The sequence below is a fragment of the Flavobacterium sp. GT3P67 genome (assembly GCF_004349155.1).
Classification (GTDB): Bacteria; Bacteroidota; Bacteroidia; order Flavobacteriales; family Flavobacteriaceae; genus Flavobacterium; species Flavobacterium ranwuense.
Genome location: NZ_SMLF01000005.1, coordinates 91,121 through 107,999, shown reverse-complemented (window position 1 = coordinate 107,999; position 16,879 = coordinate 91,121). Strand labels below are relative to the sequence as shown.

The window sequence follows — 16,879 nt, the reverse complement described above, 5'->3', positions numbered from 1 at the left end:
GAATACTGCTTATTCAACACTATCAGATGTTACCTGAAACTTAGTTCTCTTACTTCCTTCGTACATTTCGTATTTTACCAAACGTGCTTCTAAACCAGCATTAAAAAGCTTGATTTTTCTCGAAGGTTTTAAGCCTACATATTTCAGTGCTTCCAGATTTGCTGTAATCATCCAAGCATTAGTTCCCGGATAATTTTTCTTCAAGGTATCACCAATACTTTTGTAGAATTCTTCCATGTGAATATCCAAACGCTCATCATAAGGCGGATTGAAAACTATGTGCAATTTCCCTTCTGAAGTTTTCTCAGTATCAAAAAAGTTCTTTTCTTCAATAGAGATATACTCATCAAGATTGGCATTTTTGATATTGTCTTTGGCTTTTTGAACGGCACTTGGTGCTTTATCATAGCCTTTTATAGTATGATGAAACTCCCGAATTCGTTTCAACAAACTGTCTGAAATACTATCAAACAAATCATTGTCCCAATCGTTCCATTTTTCGAAAGCAAACTCTTTACGGTTGATATTTGCCGGAATGTTACAGGCAATCATTGCTGCTTCGGCTAAGAATGTTCCCGAACCACACATTGGATCCAAGAAATCAGTTTGCCCATCCCAACCGGAAAGCAATAGAATTCCTGCTGCCAATACCTCGTTTATAGGAGCAATGTTGGTTGCGGTTCTGTAGCCACGTTGGTTCAAAGCATTACCTGATGTATCAAGTGCAACAGAAACCTGGTCTTTATCGATATGGATGTTGATTCTTAAATCAGGGTGTACTTTATCAATACTTGGACGTTGACCCGTTCTTTCTCTGAACTGATCTACAATAGCATCTTTACACTTTTGGGAAACAAATTCCGAGTGATTAAAATATTCTGAATGTACTGTTGTATCAATTACAAATGTCTGATTGGCATTCAATAATTTAGACCAATTCATACTTGAAATGCCTTTGTATAAAGCCTGTTCATTATTTGCCTTGAAAAAATAAATAGGTTTCAGGATTTTCAAAGCCGTACGCAATGCTATATTCGCTTTGTACATAAACCCTTTGTCTCCTTTAAAACTCACCATTCTTACGCCTTGCTCCACGTTTTGTGCGCCAAGCATTTGCAATTCTTTTGCTAATATTTCTTCAAAACCAAAAAAGGTTTTGGCAATCATTTTATAATTATTTTCCATTGTAAAATCAAGTATTCGGTGCAAAAATACACTAAATTTGCATCAATCGAATTAATTGAAAAAGAATAAATGTCTGCAGCACAAAATCCGCCAACTGAAAATCAACTGAAATCATCTGAAAACTGGTATACCTCTTGGTTTGACTCTCCCTATTATCACATTCTTTACAAAGAACGAAACTATAGAGAAGCCCAGGTTTTTATGGATAATCTTACGCATTATCTTAATCTTCCTGAAAAGGCAAAAGTATTGGATTTAGCGTGTGGAAAAGGCCGTCATTCTATTTATTTGAACCAATTAGGCTTTACTGTCCTTGGTGCTGATTTATCTGAAAACAGCATTGCTGAGGCTTCTAAAAACACGAATGAAACGCTACATTTCAAAGTTCACGACATGCGCGAACCTTTTGAAGAAAAATTCGATGCCATTTTCAATTTATTTACCAGTTTTGGTTATTTCGAAAATGACGAAGATAATCTTACCACGCTAAAAGCAATCAAAGAAAGCCTTTCGGAATATGGTTTTGCCGTGATAGACTTCATGAATGTTGCTCAAGTACTCGAAACTCTGGTTTCCGAAGAAACAAAAACGGTCGAAGGCATCGATTTTCATATCAAACGCTATTTAAAAGACGGTCATATTTACAAAGAAATTGACTTTGAAGACAAAGGTCAAAAATTTCATTTTACCGAAAAAGTAAAAGCCCTTACCCTAAAAGATTTTGAGGAATTAATGGAAGAAGCCGGAATTTATCTATTGGATATTTTTGGTGATTACAAATTGAAAAAATTCCATAAAACAGATAGTGAACGCCTAATCATGATTTTCAAATAAATGAATTACCTTTTACCATTACTTTCCGTAATTATAGGCTATATCGTTGCGTTGATTATACGACCAAAGAACAAAACCAATCTAAAATTGTTATTGGCCTTCAGTGGTTCTTTTTTACTTTCATTAACGGTAATGCATTTATTGCCTGAAATTTACGAAAGTGAAAACCCAAACATTGGACTTTTTATCATGCTGGGAATATTGTTCCAGATTATATTGGAGTTTTTCTCAAAAGGAGCCGAACACGGTCACGTTCACGGACATGAAATAATGACACAAATCCCGTGGTTGTTATTCGTAAGTCTTTGCATACATGCGTTTCTAGAAGGGTTTCCCGTAAGCCATCATCATGATTTAGCCATAGGAATCGCAATCCATCATTTACCTATTGCCATTATTCTGACTACTTTTTTTATCAATGCGAGTCTGAATAAAAAAGCAATTTTTTTCTTTATGATCACCTTTGCAGTCATGACACCGCTAGGAACCATCTTATCTGATTATTTGCCAATATTAAACGTGTATTATACTGAAATCACAGCTATTGTAATAGGAATATTATTTCATATTTCGTCTACCATTATTTTCGAAAGCAGCGAAGGACATAAGTTCAATATCGCCAAAGTTTCGATGATTGTGATAGGAATTGCCTTGGCGTATTTTATATAAGTTATAATTGGGCGTGACCGCAAGGGTCGGGCTATTCGCTGCAATCTTTTTTCTCCCTTCGCTCTCGCTACAGGAGTAAAAAAGGATTTCCGCTATTATCCCTCACGCAAAAAAATAAATGTACGGACAACTCGCAAGTCGTCCTTCAAAAAAAATAACTATGACCTTTACTAAAACCACCGAACAATCCTCAAAATACGAACATTTGGAAAAAATGTCGGTTCAAGAATTGTTATCTAATATCAATCAGGAAGACAAAACTGTTCCGCTTGCCGTAGAAAAAGCCTTGCCACAAATAGAAAATTTAGTTGCTGAAATCGTTACTAAAATGAAACTCGGTGGACGATTGTTTTACATTGGCGCAGGAACATCCGGTCGTTTAGGAATTCTGGATGCTTCGGAATGTCCGCCAACCTTTGGCGTTCCTTTCGATTTAGTAATTGGGATTATTGCCGGCGGTGATACCGCCATTCGCAAAGCCGTAGAAAACGCCGAAGACAATGTAACACAAGCTTGGATTGATTTACAACAATACAATATCAACGAGAATGATGTAGTTGTAGGAATTGCAGCTTCGGGAACAACACCTTATGTAATTGGAGGATTACAAACTTGCAACGAAAATAATATTAGCACCGGAAGCATTTCTTGCAATGCAGGAAGTCCGCTTTCGCAAACGGCAAAATTCCCTATTGAAGTAGTTGTAGGACCAGAATTTGTAACCGGAAGTTCCCGTATGAAAGCAGGAACTGCCCAAAAATTAGTACTCAACATGATTACAACTGCAACCATGATTCAACTTGGGAAAGTGAAAGGCAACAAAATGGTCGATATGCAATTGAGTAATAGCAAATTAGTTGACCGAGGTGTAAAAATGATTATGGGAGAAATTCCTGTTTCCTACGAAGAAGCCAGCGAATTATTGAAAAAACATGGCAGCGTTAGAAAAGCAGTTGATAATTATAGTGGTCAGTGATCAGTGGTCAATTACAGTCACCCATAATTCATAACTTATAATTCATAACTTATAATTCATAACTCAAAATGGCAACCAACAAAGAACTTTTATCCAAAGGAATCAAATATTTAGCAGGAGCTTTACCATTGTTATTTTTGGGGCCGGCAGTGATTTATAATGCCTTTATGAATCAGCAAAATGTATGGCATTATTTGGTTCTAGCAATAGGCATAATTGCTTGTTTAGCAGCAATGCTTTTGATGTATTTGGGATTAAAAATAATTATGAAAAGTTTATTTAACGACTAATGGAAAACCTAATTCACGTTCAAAAAACATTTGAAAAAATCGTTTACATTGACAAAAAAATCAATAATCGGGAATTTGAAGATTGCGTTTTTAAAAACTGTGATTTATCAAATAGTGATTTCTCCTATAACACTTTTATGGATTGCGAGTTCATTGATTGCAATTTATCCATGACCAAATTATCAGGAACAAGCTTAAAAGGGGTACAATTCAAAAACTGCAAATTGCTGGGTATCCTATTTGAGGAATGCGATGATTTCTTGTTTAATGTAAATTTTCAAGAATGTGTTTTGGATTATTCGTCGTTTGCCAATAAAAAAATGTCTAAGACGAAATTCAATTCCTGCTCGTTGAAAGACACTACCTTTATTGGAGCCAATCTTACAAGTTCTGTTTTTGACAACAGTAATTTGGATGGCGCTATTTTTAACAATACGCAATTAGCCGGAGCCGATTTCTCAAAAGCATCTAATTTTAAAATTGACCCCGAATTCAATCCTATGAAAAAAGCAAAATTTTCAACACAGGGAATCGTTGGACTTCTGGACAAATACGATATTAAAATACAATAGTTAAAAAATAAACATATTAAGAAATGAAAAAAATAATATTCCTCCTCCCACTACTGCTACTAATGTCGTGTTATGATGCGGAGCGCAATTGTAAGGATTTTAAAACCGGGAAATTCAAGTTTGAATATGAAGTTAACGGCATAAAAAAAATTACCCTTTTTGAACGCAATGACAGTATTGAAATTGAAACTTTTGAAGGAAAAACAGATACCGCTTCGATACGCTGGGTAAACGATTGTGAATATATATTACAAAAAATTCATCCAAAAAATATGGCTGAGGAAAAGGCAATTGGCATGAAAATTTTGACAACAACAAAAAATTCTTATACCTTTGAATTTGGAATGGTTGGTGTTGATGAAAAACAAAGAGGAACTGTCACTAAGATTTCCGATTAAGCAAATCAAATTAATCACAAATAATAACTAAATAAACATGGAAGTATTTTTAAATCCAGATGCTTGGATTGCCCTTTTAACATTGACTTTTTTGGAAATTGTATTAGGAATCGACAACATTATTTTTATATCAATTGCCACAGGAAAATTACCTGCTGAACAACGTAAGAGAGCTACAAAAATAGGGATGTTCCTTGCCATGTTTATGAGAATCGCGCTTTTGTTTGGTATCAATTTATTGATTCAAATGAAAGAACCTTGGTTTCATATAGATTTCAGTTGGTTTTCAGCGGGAATTACAGGTCAGAGCCTTATTTTACTAGGCGGTGGATTATTCTTAATTTACAAGAGTACAAATGAAATCCGTGAAAAAGTAGACGAGAAAGGTCATGAAGAAAAAGAATTAGGTAAGGCGGCAACAAAATCATTTCAAAATGTACTGTTACAAATTATCATGATTGATTTAGTTTTCTCGTTCGATAGTATTCTTACGGCAGTAGGTATGACAAACGGGGTTGAAGGTGCAATATATATTATGATTACTGCTGTTGTGATATCAGTATTAGTAATGATGCAGTTTGCAGTTCCTGTTGGAAATTTCGTCAACAAGCATCCTTCTATTCAAATTTTGGGTTTATCCTTTTTGATTCTAATTGGAATGATGTTACTTACTGAAAGTGCACATTTATCGAATGCATTAATCTTTGGAAATCACGTTACACCAGTACCAAAAGGCTATTTATATTTTGCGATATCATTCTCATTATTAGTTGAAGTACTGAATATGAAAATGAAGAAAAATAAATAATTCAAACTATTTTTTGATAAAAAAGCTCCTTTTCGGGAGCTTTTTTTTATTCTAAAGACAAAGTAATCTGACCATCATCTTGAATGTCTGAATCATCGGCATTAGTATCACCCATAACTTCTAATTCCTCAGGAATAACCTCAACAGGAATTTCATACGGCAAAGGTTCCAGCAAGTTTACTTGTTTCAACTTATCGGTTGTCAATTGATTCCCTAAAGCTTTAAATCCTTTCACCGAAATGAATGATTCTATATCTATCGTCATTGTTTCTTTTTGAACTCCTTTTACTTTTGTAAAAACCAATTCAGCCACAGGACGATAATCCGTTGATACAATCTCTAATTGTGAATTAGGATGTTCCGTGATAAAACTTTCTTCTTTGTTCTCCGTTTCCACTAAGAAACGTTTGATGTAATAACGCTCTTTTTCGCCATCATAATAAATAGCCGAAATTGGTTTTTTTGGAACCCATTTCTCCAGAACTACCATATCTTCATCAAAATGTGTAGATAATTCTGGTGTAATTACTTTTACTTTTCCGGATTGCGATAGGACCAAAATCTTATCATTCGGTCTGAATTCACCCAGTAATTCACCTCTTGCATCAACGTTTAATCGTTGAACCGTATCGTCAAACCAAACTTTTCTTGGTAATAAAGTAGAAATGCCTTTCTCCTTCAATTCTATTTTTTTGATTGGATATTTAGTTACCAAATTTCCTTTGGAAGCCCTTCCTTTTATTGCTAAACTGGCAAAATCAATATCGAATTTCAGTTTTTTGACACTTCCTACCTGACGCAATAGTATTGTAATTACTTCTGCTTCTCCATTTGGATTACAAGAAAAATATACTACTTGAGAACCCGCAGTTTCATTGGTTAAATCGTATGCTTTGTCTCTGGTAACTCCTGAAACATTGAATCGTTTAATGTAAGAAGGCCCAGATTTTCCATCACGGTAAATCATATTGTAAATGGTACGCTTATCACTTTTGTCAAAAATAGCAATGTGAATAATATCTTTACCTACGAAGGTTTTCGCATCTACTTTGGTAATCATCATTTTCCCATCACGCAGAAAAACAATTACATCATCAATATCAGAACAATCCGTAACATATTCGTCTTTTTTCAAACTTGTTCCAACAAATCCTTCTTCTTTATTGACGTATAATTTAGTATTTCTTAAAACTACTTTGGTAGCTTCGATATCATCAAAAATACGAAGCTCTGTTTGACGTTCCCGTCCTTTTCCGTACTTCTCTTTTAATTTGGCAAAATAGGCAATAGCAAAATCAATCAGATGCTCTAAATTGTGTTTTACCTGTTCGATGTCACCTTCCAGTGCTTCGATTTTGTCCTGTGCTTTATTGCTGTCAAATTTGGAAATACGGATGATTCGGATATCCAATAAACGCAGAATATCTTCTTCGGTAACATCGCGTTTTAAGTGTTGCGTGTGTGGTTTTAAACCATCATCAACTGATTTGATTACGCCTTCTCTTGTCGTTTGCTCTTCAATATCGCGATAGATTTTATTTTCGATAAAAATACGTTCCAAAGAAAGAAAATGCCATTGTTCCTCCAATTCACTCAACTGAATTTCGAGTTCACTTTTCAGCAATTGGACAGTTCTGTTCGTTGAAATTTTCAACATTGCAGAAACCCCAATAAACAACGGTTTATTGTCCTCAATCACGCAACCTAATGGTGCTACAGAAGTTTCGCAAGCCGTGAAAGCAAACAATGCATCAATAGTTTTATCTGGAGAAACACCCGGAAAAAGGTGAATTAATATCTCTACCTCAGCAGCGGTATTGTCCTCAATTTTCTTTATTTTGATTTTCCCTTTATCATTCGCTTTCAAAATACTGTCAATCAAAGTAGTCGTATTAGTAGAAAACGGAATTTGGGTAATCACCAAGGTATTTTTGTCAAGCTGACCAATTTTGGCACGAACCCGAACACGTCCGCCACGCAATCCATCATTATAATTGGACACATCGGCAATACCTTGCGTCATAAAATCAGGATACAGTGTAAAAGGTTTCCCTTTTAATATTTTTATCGAAGAATCGATTAATTCATTGAAATTATGTGGCAATACTTTCGTCGAAAGACCTACCGCAATACCTTCGGCTCCTTGTGCCAGAAGCAACGGGAATTTCACCGGAAGATTGTTCGGCTCCGCTCGTCTTCCATCATAAGAGACGCCCCAATCAGTGATTTTTGGACTATAAATAACCTCCAAAGCAAATTTAGACAAACGCGCTTCGATGTAACGGGAAGCCGCTGCGCCATCTCCCGTTAGGATATTCCCCCAGTTTCCCTGACAGTCTATCAATAATTCTTTTTGGCCAATTTGTACCATCGCATCACCAATACTCTGATCTCCGTGAGGATGATACTGCATGGTGTGCCCAACAACATTCGCCACTTTATTGTAACGACCATCATCTAATTCTTTCAAAGAATGCATGATACGGCGTTGTACCGGTTTAAATCCGTCTTCAATTGCAGGCACTGCACGCTCCAGAATTACATAGGAAGCATAATCCAGAAACCAGTCTTTATACATTCCCGTAACTTTGGTAATGGTATCGTTTCCGTCTTCTTGATTATCGTAAAAATGTTGTCCTTCAAAAGATTTGGCGTCTACTTCAATAATTCCATCAGTATCATTCTCATCTTGATTTTCATCAATGGAATGATCCTCTGAATTATTTTCTTCATCCTGACCTTCTGGGATTGTGTTATCGTCTTCTTCGTCTTTCATTATCTTGATTCCGAAATTAATTGTATTAAATCTTCTCTGCTTGGCAGAATTGTTTTGTATTTACTGGCAAAAATTTGCTCATTATTTTCAGGTAAAGTATATTCTACAACCAAATCACTTTTGTTTTGGCATAGCACAATTCCTATGGTTTTATTTTCATCCTCCAAACGCATTTCTCTGTCGTAATAATTCACATACATTTGCATTTGTCCTAAATCCTGATGTTTCAATTCTCCTATTTTCAAATCAATCAGAACGAAACATTTCAGAATTCGGTTGTAAAAGACCAAATCGATTCGAAAATGTTTATCGTCAAAAGTAATTCTGTTTTGTCTTGCTACAAAAGTAAAACCATGACCCAATTCTAATAAAAAATGCTCTAGTTTATTGATGATTTCTTCTTCTAATTCCGATTCAGAATAGTGATGCAATTCTGGTAAACCCAAAAATTCTAAAATATAAGGATCTTTGATAAGGTCTTTGGGTTTCTCTATAATCTGACCTTGCTCCGAAAGTTTTAAAATACCTGCTACATCTCGGCTTAAAGCCAATCGTGTATAAAGTGCCGAATCATACTGCCTTTTTAACTCTCGAACACTCCAATTGTATTTTTCGGATTCTATTTCGTAAAAACGTCTTTCTTTCTCATCGTCAATTCGCATTAAAAAAACATAATGTGTCCAAGTCAGTTTAAAAAACGAAATTAGTGACTGTGCTTTTTGATTTTCAGAAACCCCAGTCAGTGACTGTGAAATAGAATCTTGAGAAATCCACAACAGTGTATCGGATTTCTCAAGATTCAATTTCGTCATCAGTGATGACGAAATTGAATATGTTTTATAAAATTTCCTCATTCGATCAAGATTTTCTACAGAAAACCCTTTTCCAAACTCAGTAGTCAGCCGTTCGGAAAGCCCTTTTAATAATTGCTTCCCATATTCAGCTCTATTTTTTCCGTTTTGCTCCTCTTCCACAATCATTCTTCCTATTTCAAAATAGGTGTAAACCATTGTTGAATTTACGGTACGTAAAACCTGTTGCCGAGCATTTTGCAAAAGCGCGACTACTTGAGAAAATAAAATTTTATTTTGAAGATTTTCTGGAATTGTATTTTCTTCGTCTTTCATTAAATATATTCTATTGAATACTAATTAATTCTAATTTTGTTCTAAAATTTCTAAAAAGAATATTTTTCTTTACAGACATGTTCTTTTATAGTAATTTTATTTCCGTTTTTATCCAGCTCTTTTTTTACAAGTGTATCACATTCTTTATGATCATTACTCCTTATAATAAAAAAGGTAGTTGAAAAACTAATCACAAATAATAAAGCGATAAAAATTAGTGTTCTTTTTGTAGGCATTTTATAACTATTTAAATTTTCTCAATTACATCTAATTCCACTTTCAAATTCTTGATGATAAATTCCTGTCTGTCCGGCGTATTTTTACCCATATAGAAAGACAATAATTGCTCAATCGAAGTGTTTTTGTCCATCATAATCGGATCTAAACGAATGGTTTCGCCAATGAAATTCTTGAACTCATCCGGAGAAATTTCTCCCAATCCCTTAAATCGAGTGATTTCCGGTTTTGGTTTTAGTTTTTCGATTGCTGCTTTTCTTTCGTCATCAGAATAACAGTAAATCGTTTCTTTCTTGTTTCGAACCCTGAAAAGTGGCGTTTGCAAAATGTACAAATGTCCTTCTTTGATTAACTCCGGGAAAAACTGCAAGAAAAAAGTAATCAATAACAAACGAATGTGCATTCCATCAACATCAGCATCCGTTGCAATTACGATGTTGTTATAACGCAATTTTTCCAAACCGTCTTCAATATCCAAAGCCGCTTGCAATAAATTGAATTCTTCATTTTCATAAACAATTTTTTTGCTCATTCCATACGAATTCAAAGGCTTACCACGTAAACTAAAAACGGCCTGTGTATTTACATCCCGTGATTTGGTAATAGATCCGGAAGCCGAATCTCCCTCAGTAATAAAAAGGGTACTCTCTAAATTTTTCGGGTTTTTAGTATCCGGAAGATGCGCACGACAATCTCTTAATTTTTTGTTGTGCAGATTCGCTTTTTTGGCACGATCTGTCGCTAATTTTCTAATGCCAGAGAGTTCTTTACGCTCTCTTTCCGCTTGAAGAATTTTGCGTAATAATGCGTCTGCAGTGGTAGGATTCTTGTGCAAATAATTATCTAATTTCGTTTTCACAAAATCATTTACAAAAGTACGCACTGATGGCATTCCCGGTTCAGAACCCATATCCGTAGAACCTAATTTGGTTTTGGTTTGCGACTCAAAAACCGGTTCCATCACTTTGATGCTGACAGCCGTAACAATGGATTTTCGAACATCCGATGCTTCGAAGCTTTTATTGTAAAACTCCCTGATGGTTTTTACAATTGCTTCCCGATAGGCTGCTAAATGTGTTCCCCCTTGAGTTGTATTTTGCCCATTTACGAAGGAATGGTATTCTTCGCTGTACTGTGTTTTACTGTGCGTTAAGGCAATTTCGATATCGTCACCTTTCAAGTGAATGATTGGATATTCTAAATCATCGGCGTGAATGGTTTCTTCCAATAAATCTTTCAGACCATTTTCAGAAAAATATTTTTCACCATTGAATAAAATGGTCAAACCATTGTTTAAGTAACAATAGTTTTTGAGCATTTTGATTACATATTCATACCTGAATTTATAATTTTTGAAAATCGCTTCGTCAGGAGTAAAAATTACTTTAGTTCCTTTTCTCTTGGTCGTTTCAATAATATCTTCTTCAAGAACAAGATTTCCTGCAGAGAATTCCGCAGCTTTTTGTTTTTCGTCTCGAACAGATTCTACACGAAAATAATTAGACAAAGCATTCACGGCTTTTGTCCCTACCCCATTCAAACCAACGGATTTCTTAAATGCCAAGGAATCGTATTTTCCTCCAGTATTCATTTTAGAAACTACATCAATCACTTTCCCTAATGGAATTCCACGGCCGTAATCTCGAACTGTAACCGTTTTGTCTTTAATCGTCACCTCGATAGTTTTACCGGCACCCATGACAAATTCATCGATACAGTTATCGAGCACCTCTTTTAGAAGAATATAAATACCATCATCCGGAGAAGAACCATCACCCAGTTTCCCGATATACATTCCGGGACGCATGCGAATATGTTCTTTCCAGTCGAGCGACCGAATATTATCTTCGGTATATTGATTTTGTTCGGACATTGTAAAATTTGTGGATTTTGTGCTAATGTAGTGTAATTCGATAAAATTTAAAACAGGAAGCTATCAAAGTTATCAAGAATGATATTGACAACCGATTGAGAATTTAGGATTAACAATTTTAGATTGCAGATTTCAAATTGATATTGATTTTTGATGTTCAAATTTAAAAATTCTTGATAATCTCTTTTAACTGATTATCTAATTCCGCATTGGAAATCTTATCATTTATAGCATCAAAATTAGCATCAAAACTAGGCAATGAGAACGTTGCTTTTATATTTCCTCCATAAAAAGGAAAAGCATTTTTTGCAATACCCAAAACGCTTGCTCCGCCTTTGGCTCCAGGTGAAGTTGCCATCAGTAACATTGGTTTTTCTTGAAAAACCTTAGTATTTATTCTGGTACACCAATCAAAAACATTCTTGAAAGCTACGGAGTAATTGCCATTGTTTTCAGCAAGTGAAACCACTAAAATATCGGCTCCGGCAATTTTAGCCAGAAATGCTTTTGCCAATTCATGCTCACCGATTTCTTTTTCTATATCAACACTAAAAATTGGCATTTGAAAGTCGTTTAAGTCCAAAACCTCCACTTCGGCATTTTCAAAAAGATTTGCTGCGTACGTCGCTAATTTTTTATTGATGGAGTTTTTGCTGGGGCTTGCGCCAAAAGCGATAATTTTCATGATGATTTATTTTTACTAAAAGTACTAAAAATAAAATAACAACAAAATAATTGTCCGCAGATTCACAGATTAAGAAAACAAATAAGCAAAAACGAAATTTCATTTTCTTCTAAATCTATTTTACCCCAGATAGAAACAGAAAGCATTTTTCAGATCAATCTTATTTTTTCTTGATAAAAAAGAGCGACCAAAGGAAGCTCCTTTTTTGTCTTAGAAAAAGAGATTGATGGGAAAATCTTGAAGTGGAAAGCTGGAATTAGGTACAAAAAAAAGTCGAAAGCTATTACTAACTTTCGACTTTATGACTTTCGACTTTATGACTTTTTTAGACGTTGAATCTAAAATGCATCACATCACCATCTTTTACAATATATTCTTTTCCTTCTACCTTGAATTTTCCAGCTTCTTTACATTTAGCTTCTGAACCGTAATGAACGAAATCCTCATAAGCAATAACTTCGGCACGGATAAATCCTTTTTCGAAATCAGTGTGAATAACTCCAGCAGCTTGTGGCGCAGTTGAACCAACATCAATAGTCCAAGCACGAACTTCTTTAACTCCTGCCGTAAAATAAGTTTGTTGTTTTAGTAATTTGTAAGCTGCACGAATCAACACAGACGCACCTGGCTCACTTAACCCCATATCTTCTAAGAAAACCTGGCGTTCTTCGTAACTTTCTAATTCCGTAATATCAGCTTCCGCACCTACAGAAAGTACGATAACTTCCGCATCTTCATCTTTTACCAACTCCCGAACCTGATCTACATATTTATTTCCGTTAACTGCCGAATTTTCATCAACATTACAAACATACAATACTGGTTTTGCCGTAATCAATTGAAAACCTTCCATCAAAACTTCTTCATCATTGTTTTGTGGCGTTATAGTTCTCGCTGATTTCGCTTGAAGCAGCGTTTCTCTAATTCTGTTCAACAACGCTTCTTCAACGATTGCTTCTTTATTTCCAGTTTTGGCAGCACGTTTTACTTTTTCTAAACGTTTTTCAACATTCTCTAAATCTTTCAACTGCAACTCGATATCAATTGTTTCTTTGTCACGAATTGGGTTTACATTCCCATCAACGTGAACAATATTATCGTTATCAAAACAACGTAATACGTGAATAATTGCATTACACTCTCTAATGTTTCCTAGAAACTGATTTCCCAAACCTTCTCCTTTACTGGCTCCTTTTACCAATCCTGCAATATCAACGATATCAACAGTTGCCATTTGCACACGCTCTGGCTTTACTAATTCTTCCAGTTTTTCTATTCTGGAATCCGGAACATTTACAACACCAATATTAGGCTCGATTGTACAAAAAGGAAAGTTGGCACTTTGTGCTTTTGCATTTGACAAACAATTGAATAATGTTGATTTTCCAACATTCGGTAATCCTACAATTCCTGCTTTCATATGTAGATAATATTTGTTTTTTTTTATGGAATATGCAATCGCCATTCTTCACATTCCTTTTTCACTTGAATCATGGCGATGTCATGATATTCTTGTTTACTGACAGCCTTTCCAGCCAAAAGTTTTAGTACTTACTTTAAAAGTTTGCAAATATAAGATTTATTAGATGCTGAAAAACCAAAAAAAGCACATTATTCCACAGTTGATAATTTTTTAATATAATTTTTATTGATTTGTTAATGATACGTTAAAAAATTATATATTGCCACCGATTAAATAACAAAAAATAACCAAACTCAACTAATTATGAAAAAATTTGCATTCTTATTATTCCTATTAAACGTCTCGTTTCTTTTCGCGCAAAAAGAAGTGTCGGGTGTCGTTAAAGACAATACTGGCAACCCTTTGCCAGGTGTAAACATTGTTGAAAAAGGGACTCAGAATGGGGTTTCTACCGATATGGATGGCGCATACAAGATAAAAGTTAAAGAAGGAGCTACACTAGTTTTCAGCTACGTAGGTTTTTCTAAATTAGAAAAAGCCGCAACAGATGCTGTAATAAATGTTGTTTTATCAGAAGAAGGCGGGCAAAATCTAGACGAAGTTGTGGTTACTGGAACCAGAACGGCGCCAAGGAGTAACACGACATCAGCACTTCCAATAGATGTATTGTCTTCAAAAGACTTAACATCAACTGGACAAGCTTCTTTTGACAAAGCGTTACAGTATAAAATTCCATCTTTCAACACGGTGCAAACGCCTGTGAATGATGCTACTTCATTATTGGATCCTTATGAAATCAGAAACATGGGACCTAGTAGAACTTTAATCCTTATTAACGGGAAACGTAAAAATTTAAGTTCTTTATTATACGTGCAAACGTCTCCGGGACGTGGAGAAACAGGTGCTGATATATCAGCAATTCCTACTGATGCTATCGAAAGAGTAGAAATACTTCGTGATGGAGCATCTGCTCAATACGGTTCTGATGCTATTGCCGGAGTTATGAATATTATCTTAAAAAAGAATACAAACGGTGGATCTGTAACGGTAAGAAGTGGAATGACTTCTGAAGGTGATGGTGAAATGTTAGGAGTAAGCATGAATAATGGCGCTACTGTAGGAGAAAAAGGATTTGTAAACTATACAGTTGATTTTTCAAAAGTAAATTTATCTAACAGACCCGGAACAGTAGATGCTGCTGGTGAAGCTGGAGATTTTGGAGCTTCTCTTTCTGATGTTCAAGCTTTTCTTGCTAAAAAACCAGATGCTGGAAATATCAATGGGTCTCCAGAAACTGCAGCGGCTAAGTTCTTGGTAAATGGTGGATTTAGTTTATCTGATGAAACATTATTATATTACAATGCTGCTTATGTTTACAAAAAAGTAAACTCATTTGCTAATTACAGAACTCCATACTGGAGAACTTTAGCTGATTACCCATTCCTAAAAGACTTTTTTGGGAACGGAACACCAGCTTCTTATCAAGGTTATGTACCAACATTTACAGGAGATTTAAATGATTACAATGCTACATTGGGATATAAATCAACAAAAAACGACTGGAATACTGATGCCAGTATTACTGTAGGCGGAAATACACAAACTTATTCAGTTGACAACTCTTTTAACAGATCTGACATTCAAGATGCTGATGGAAATAATGTGTACTTAGAAAACAGTCCGATCAATTTTAAACCAGGAGGAACTTCTTTTAATCATGTTGTAGGGAATTTAGATATCTCTAAAGTATTATCAGATAAAATCAGCATTGGTTTTGGATCTGAAATCAGAACAGAAACTTTTGAAGTAACAGAAGGAGACAAAGCTTCTTGGGATGGTATTGGAGCCGATTCATTCGCTGGTAACAGACCTGAAAATTCAGGAAAATGGAACCGTTATAATTTAGGTGCTTATTTTGACCTTGCTTATGATGTAACGGAAGATTTCTTAATAAATGGTACCGTTCGTTATGAAGACTATAGCGATTTTGGTGATGCAACAGTTTGGAAATTGAGTTCTAGATATAAATTTTTAGATGACAAAATCACATTAAGAGGATCTGTTTCTACTGGATTTAGAGCCCCTACGTTACACCAAATTTATACTCAAAAATCACAATATTCATTCGTTCCAGGACAAGGAATTCAAGTGAGCGGAATTATAAATAACGTTTCTCCACAAGCACGCCAGTTAGGCATTGATCGTTTAGATGCTGAGAAGTCTACAAACATCACTATAGGAATTGGAGCAAAACCAATGAAAAACTTTAATTTCACTATCGATTACTATAACATTAAAGTGGAAGACAGAATCGTTTTAGGAGACAAAGTAAATACTCAATTTGGTACAGTAGCTTGGTTTGAAAATTCATTTGACTCTAGAACTTCTGGTTTAGATGTGGTTGCTAATTACAACAACATCGAATTAGGAACAGGAAAATTAGGATTCAATTTATCTGGAAACATTACTTTTCAAAATGAAAGAATCTCTCCTGTAAAAAGCAATAATTTTGGACCAATACTTGAATCATTAATGTTTACCTCAAGACCTGAGACAAAATGGATTTTAGGAGCGAATTATGAAATTGGAAAATTTGGTTTCTCTCTTAACAACACTTACTTCGGTAAGACAACCTTTAATCAAGATGGCTTAGCCACAAATGACCCGACTGCTCCAGTTGGATCTGTAAATTATTTAAAAGCTAATTTAAAAACTGAGTTTATTCCAAAAGTTGTTACAGATTTAGGAATTACTTTTTCTGCTACTGAAAAGCTAACTTTGGCATTGAATGTAAACAATCTATTAAATGTACTACCTGAATGGAAATTTGTAGCAGAAAATGCTAATGGTGTAGCACTTTTAAATGACCCTGCACAAGTAAAAACACAATCTAATCTGATTACTTTCAACCAACGTTATTCTCAAATGACGTATGATGGATATCACTTTAGCCAATTAGGAACTATGTTTAATTTATCTTTAAACTATAAATTCTAATTCGGTTATCGAATAATTTCTAAAGGGCT

At 34.9% G+C, this 16,879-nt stretch carries 15 protein-coding genes; 8 read left to right on the top strand and 7 right to left on the bottom strand.

Annotation, left to right across the window (positions count from 1 at the left end):
- Nucleotides 1-9: 9 nt before the first annotated feature.
- On the bottom strand, nucleotides 10-1,185 hold the full coding sequence (locus E0H99_RS09895) for a class I SAM-dependent RNA methyltransferase (RefSeq protein ID WP_131994604.1): 1,176 nt from the start codon (nucleotides 1,183-1,185) through the stop codon (nucleotides 10-12).
- Between the two features lie 69 nt (nucleotides 1,186-1,254).
- On the opposite strand from E0H99_RS09895, the gene E0H99_RS09890 reads away from it, so the two are divergent.
- The 7 genes from E0H99_RS09890 (at nucleotide 1,255) to E0H99_RS09860 (ending at nucleotide 5,732) form a co-directional block, all read left to right on the top strand.
- Entirely contained in the window at nucleotides 1,255-2,019 is a 765-nt protein-coding gene (locus E0H99_RS09890) for a class I SAM-dependent methyltransferase (RefSeq protein ID WP_131994601.1), read from the top strand.
- On the top strand, nucleotides 2,020-2,688 hold the full coding sequence (locus E0H99_RS09885; protein WP_131994598.1) for a ZIP family metal transporter: 669 nt from the start codon (nucleotides 2,020-2,022) through the stop codon (nucleotides 2,686-2,688).
- A 160-nt stretch (nucleotides 2,689-2,848) separates the two neighbouring features.
- Nucleotides 2,849-3,664, top strand: a complete 816-nt coding sequence (gene murQ, locus E0H99_RS09880; RefSeq protein ID WP_131994595.1) for an N-acetylmuramic acid 6-phosphate etherase — start codon at nucleotides 2,849-2,851, stop codon at nucleotides 3,662-3,664.
- Nucleotides 3,665-3,732: 68 nt separating this feature from the next.
- The gene (locus tag E0H99_RS09875) at nucleotides 3,733-3,954 is read left to right on the top strand and encodes a DUF6095 family protein (RefSeq protein ID WP_099714792.1); all 222 of its coding nucleotides are present in this window, start codon (nucleotides 3,733-3,735) and stop codon (nucleotides 3,952-3,954) included.
- The gene (locus tag E0H99_RS09870) at nucleotides 3,954-4,526 is read left to right on the top strand and encodes a pentapeptide repeat-containing protein (protein WP_131994592.1); all 573 of its coding nucleotides are present in this window, start codon (nucleotides 3,954-3,956) and stop codon (nucleotides 4,524-4,526) included. Before E0H99_RS09875 ends, E0H99_RS09870 begins: the two co-directional genes overlap by 1 nt.
- Nucleotides 4,527-4,549: 23 nt before the next feature.
- Nucleotides 4,550-4,924 (top strand): DNA topoisomerase IV, encoded by a 375-nt coding sequence (locus E0H99_RS09865; protein ID WP_131994589.1) that lies wholly within the window; start codon nucleotides 4,550-4,552, stop codon nucleotides 4,922-4,924.
- 37 nt (nucleotides 4,925-4,961) lie between these two features.
- A complete protein-coding gene (locus E0H99_RS09860) occupies nucleotides 4,962-5,732 on the top strand; it encodes a TerC family protein (protein ID WP_131994586.1) in 771 nt (256 codons plus the stop codon).
- A gap of 46 nt (nucleotides 5,733-5,778) precedes the next feature.
- Here the strand turns inward: E0H99_RS09860 and E0H99_RS09855 are convergent, their stop codons facing one another.
- From E0H99_RS09855 to ychF, 6 genes are all read right to left on the bottom strand, one after another.
- Nucleotides 5,779-8,508, bottom strand: a complete 2,730-nt coding sequence (locus tag E0H99_RS09855) for a DNA gyrase/topoisomerase IV subunit A (RefSeq protein WP_131994583.1) — start codon at nucleotides 8,506-8,508, stop codon at nucleotides 5,779-5,781.
- Nucleotides 8,508-9,635 carry a YhcG family protein gene (locus E0H99_RS09850; RefSeq protein WP_131994580.1) on the bottom strand — a complete coding sequence of 376 codons (1,128 nt, stop codon included), beginning with the start codon at nucleotides 9,633-9,635 and terminating at the stop codon, nucleotides 8,508-8,510. The genes E0H99_RS09855 and E0H99_RS09850 overlap by 1 nt, the downstream gene beginning before the upstream one ends.
- Before the next feature lie 50 nt (nucleotides 9,636-9,685).
- Entirely contained in the window at nucleotides 9,686-9,871 is a 186-nt protein-coding gene (locus E0H99_RS09845; RefSeq protein ID WP_131994577.1) for a hypothetical protein, read from the bottom strand.
- A gap of 11 nt (nucleotides 9,872-9,882) precedes the next feature.
- Nucleotides 9,883-11,745: a DNA topoisomerase IV subunit B gene (locus E0H99_RS09840; protein ID WP_131994574.1), complete on the bottom strand. Its 1,863-nt coding sequence runs from the start codon at nucleotides 11,743-11,745 to the stop codon at nucleotides 9,883-9,885.
- Between the two features lie 163 nt (nucleotides 11,746-11,908).
- Nucleotides 11,909-12,430 (bottom strand): NADPH-dependent FMN reductase, encoded by a 522-nt coding sequence (locus E0H99_RS09835; RefSeq protein ID WP_131994571.1) that lies wholly within the window; start codon nucleotides 12,428-12,430, stop codon nucleotides 11,909-11,911.
- Nucleotides 12,431-12,755: 325 nt separating this feature from the next.
- Nucleotides 12,756-13,850, bottom strand: coding sequence for a redox-regulated ATPase YchF (gene ychF / locus E0H99_RS09830; protein ID WP_131994568.1), 1,095 nt, complete (start codon nucleotides 13,848-13,850; stop codon nucleotides 12,756-12,758).
- A gap of 306 nt (nucleotides 13,851-14,156) precedes the next feature.
- On the opposite strand from ychF, the gene E0H99_RS09825 reads away from it, so the two are divergent.
- On the top strand, nucleotides 14,157-16,850 hold the full coding sequence (locus E0H99_RS09825; protein WP_131994565.1) for a TonB-dependent receptor: 2,694 nt from the start codon (nucleotides 14,157-14,159) through the stop codon (nucleotides 16,848-16,850).
- Nucleotides 16,851-16,879: the final 29 nt, after the last annotated feature.

Excerpts from the sequence above, each read along its gene's own strand:
- ychF (WP_131994568.1), bottom strand. The coding sequence starts at position 13,850 with ATGAAAGCAGGAATTGTAGGATTACCGAATGTTGGAAAATCAACATTA.
- E0H99_RS09845 (WP_131994577.1), bottom strand. The coding sequence starts at position 9,871 with ATGCCTACAAAAAGAACACTAATTTTTATCGCTTTATTATTTGTGATT.
- E0H99_RS09860 (WP_131994586.1), top strand. The coding sequence starts at position 4,962 with ATGGAAGTATTTTTAAATCCAGATGCTTGGATTGCCCTTTTAACATTG.
- E0H99_RS09895 (WP_131994604.1), bottom strand. The coding sequence starts at position 1,185 with ATGGAAAATAATTATAAAATGATTGCCAAAACCTTTTTTGGTTTTGAA.
- E0H99_RS09825 (WP_131994565.1), top strand. The coding sequence starts at position 14,157 with ATGAAAAAATTTGCATTCTTATTATTCCTATTAAACGTCTCGTTTCTT.
- E0H99_RS09855 (WP_131994583.1), bottom strand. The coding sequence starts at position 8,508 with ATGAAAGACGAAGAAGACGATAACACAATCCCAGAAGGTCAGGATGAA.
- E0H99_RS09850 (WP_131994580.1), bottom strand. The coding sequence starts at position 9,635 with ATGAAAGACGAAGAAAATACAATTCCAGAAAATCTTCAAAATAAAATT.
- E0H99_RS09840 (WP_131994574.1), bottom strand. The coding sequence starts at position 11,745 with ATGTCCGAACAAAATCAATATACCGAAGATAATATTCGGTCGCTCGAC.
- E0H99_RS09885 (WP_131994598.1), top strand. The coding sequence starts at position 2,020 with ATGAATTACCTTTTACCATTACTTTCCGTAATTATAGGCTATATCGTT.
- E0H99_RS09835 (WP_131994571.1), bottom strand. The coding sequence starts at position 12,430 with ATGAAAATTATCGCTTTTGGCGCAAGCCCCAGCAAAAACTCCATCAAT.
- E0H99_RS09890 (WP_131994601.1), top strand. The coding sequence starts at position 1,255 with ATGTCTGCAGCACAAAATCCGCCAACTGAAAATCAACTGAAATCATCT.
- E0H99_RS09865 (WP_131994589.1), top strand. The coding sequence starts at position 4,550 with ATGAAAAAAATAATATTCCTCCTCCCACTACTGCTACTAATGTCGTGT.
- E0H99_RS09870 (WP_131994592.1), top strand. The coding sequence starts at position 3,954 with ATGGAAAACCTAATTCACGTTCAAAAAACATTTGAAAAAATCGTTTAC.
- E0H99_RS09875 (WP_099714792.1), top strand. The coding sequence starts at position 3,733 with ATGGCAACCAACAAAGAACTTTTATCCAAAGGAATCAAATATTTAGCA.
- murQ (WP_131994595.1), top strand. The coding sequence starts at position 2,849 with ATGACCTTTACTAAAACCACCGAACAATCCTCAAAATACGAACATTTG.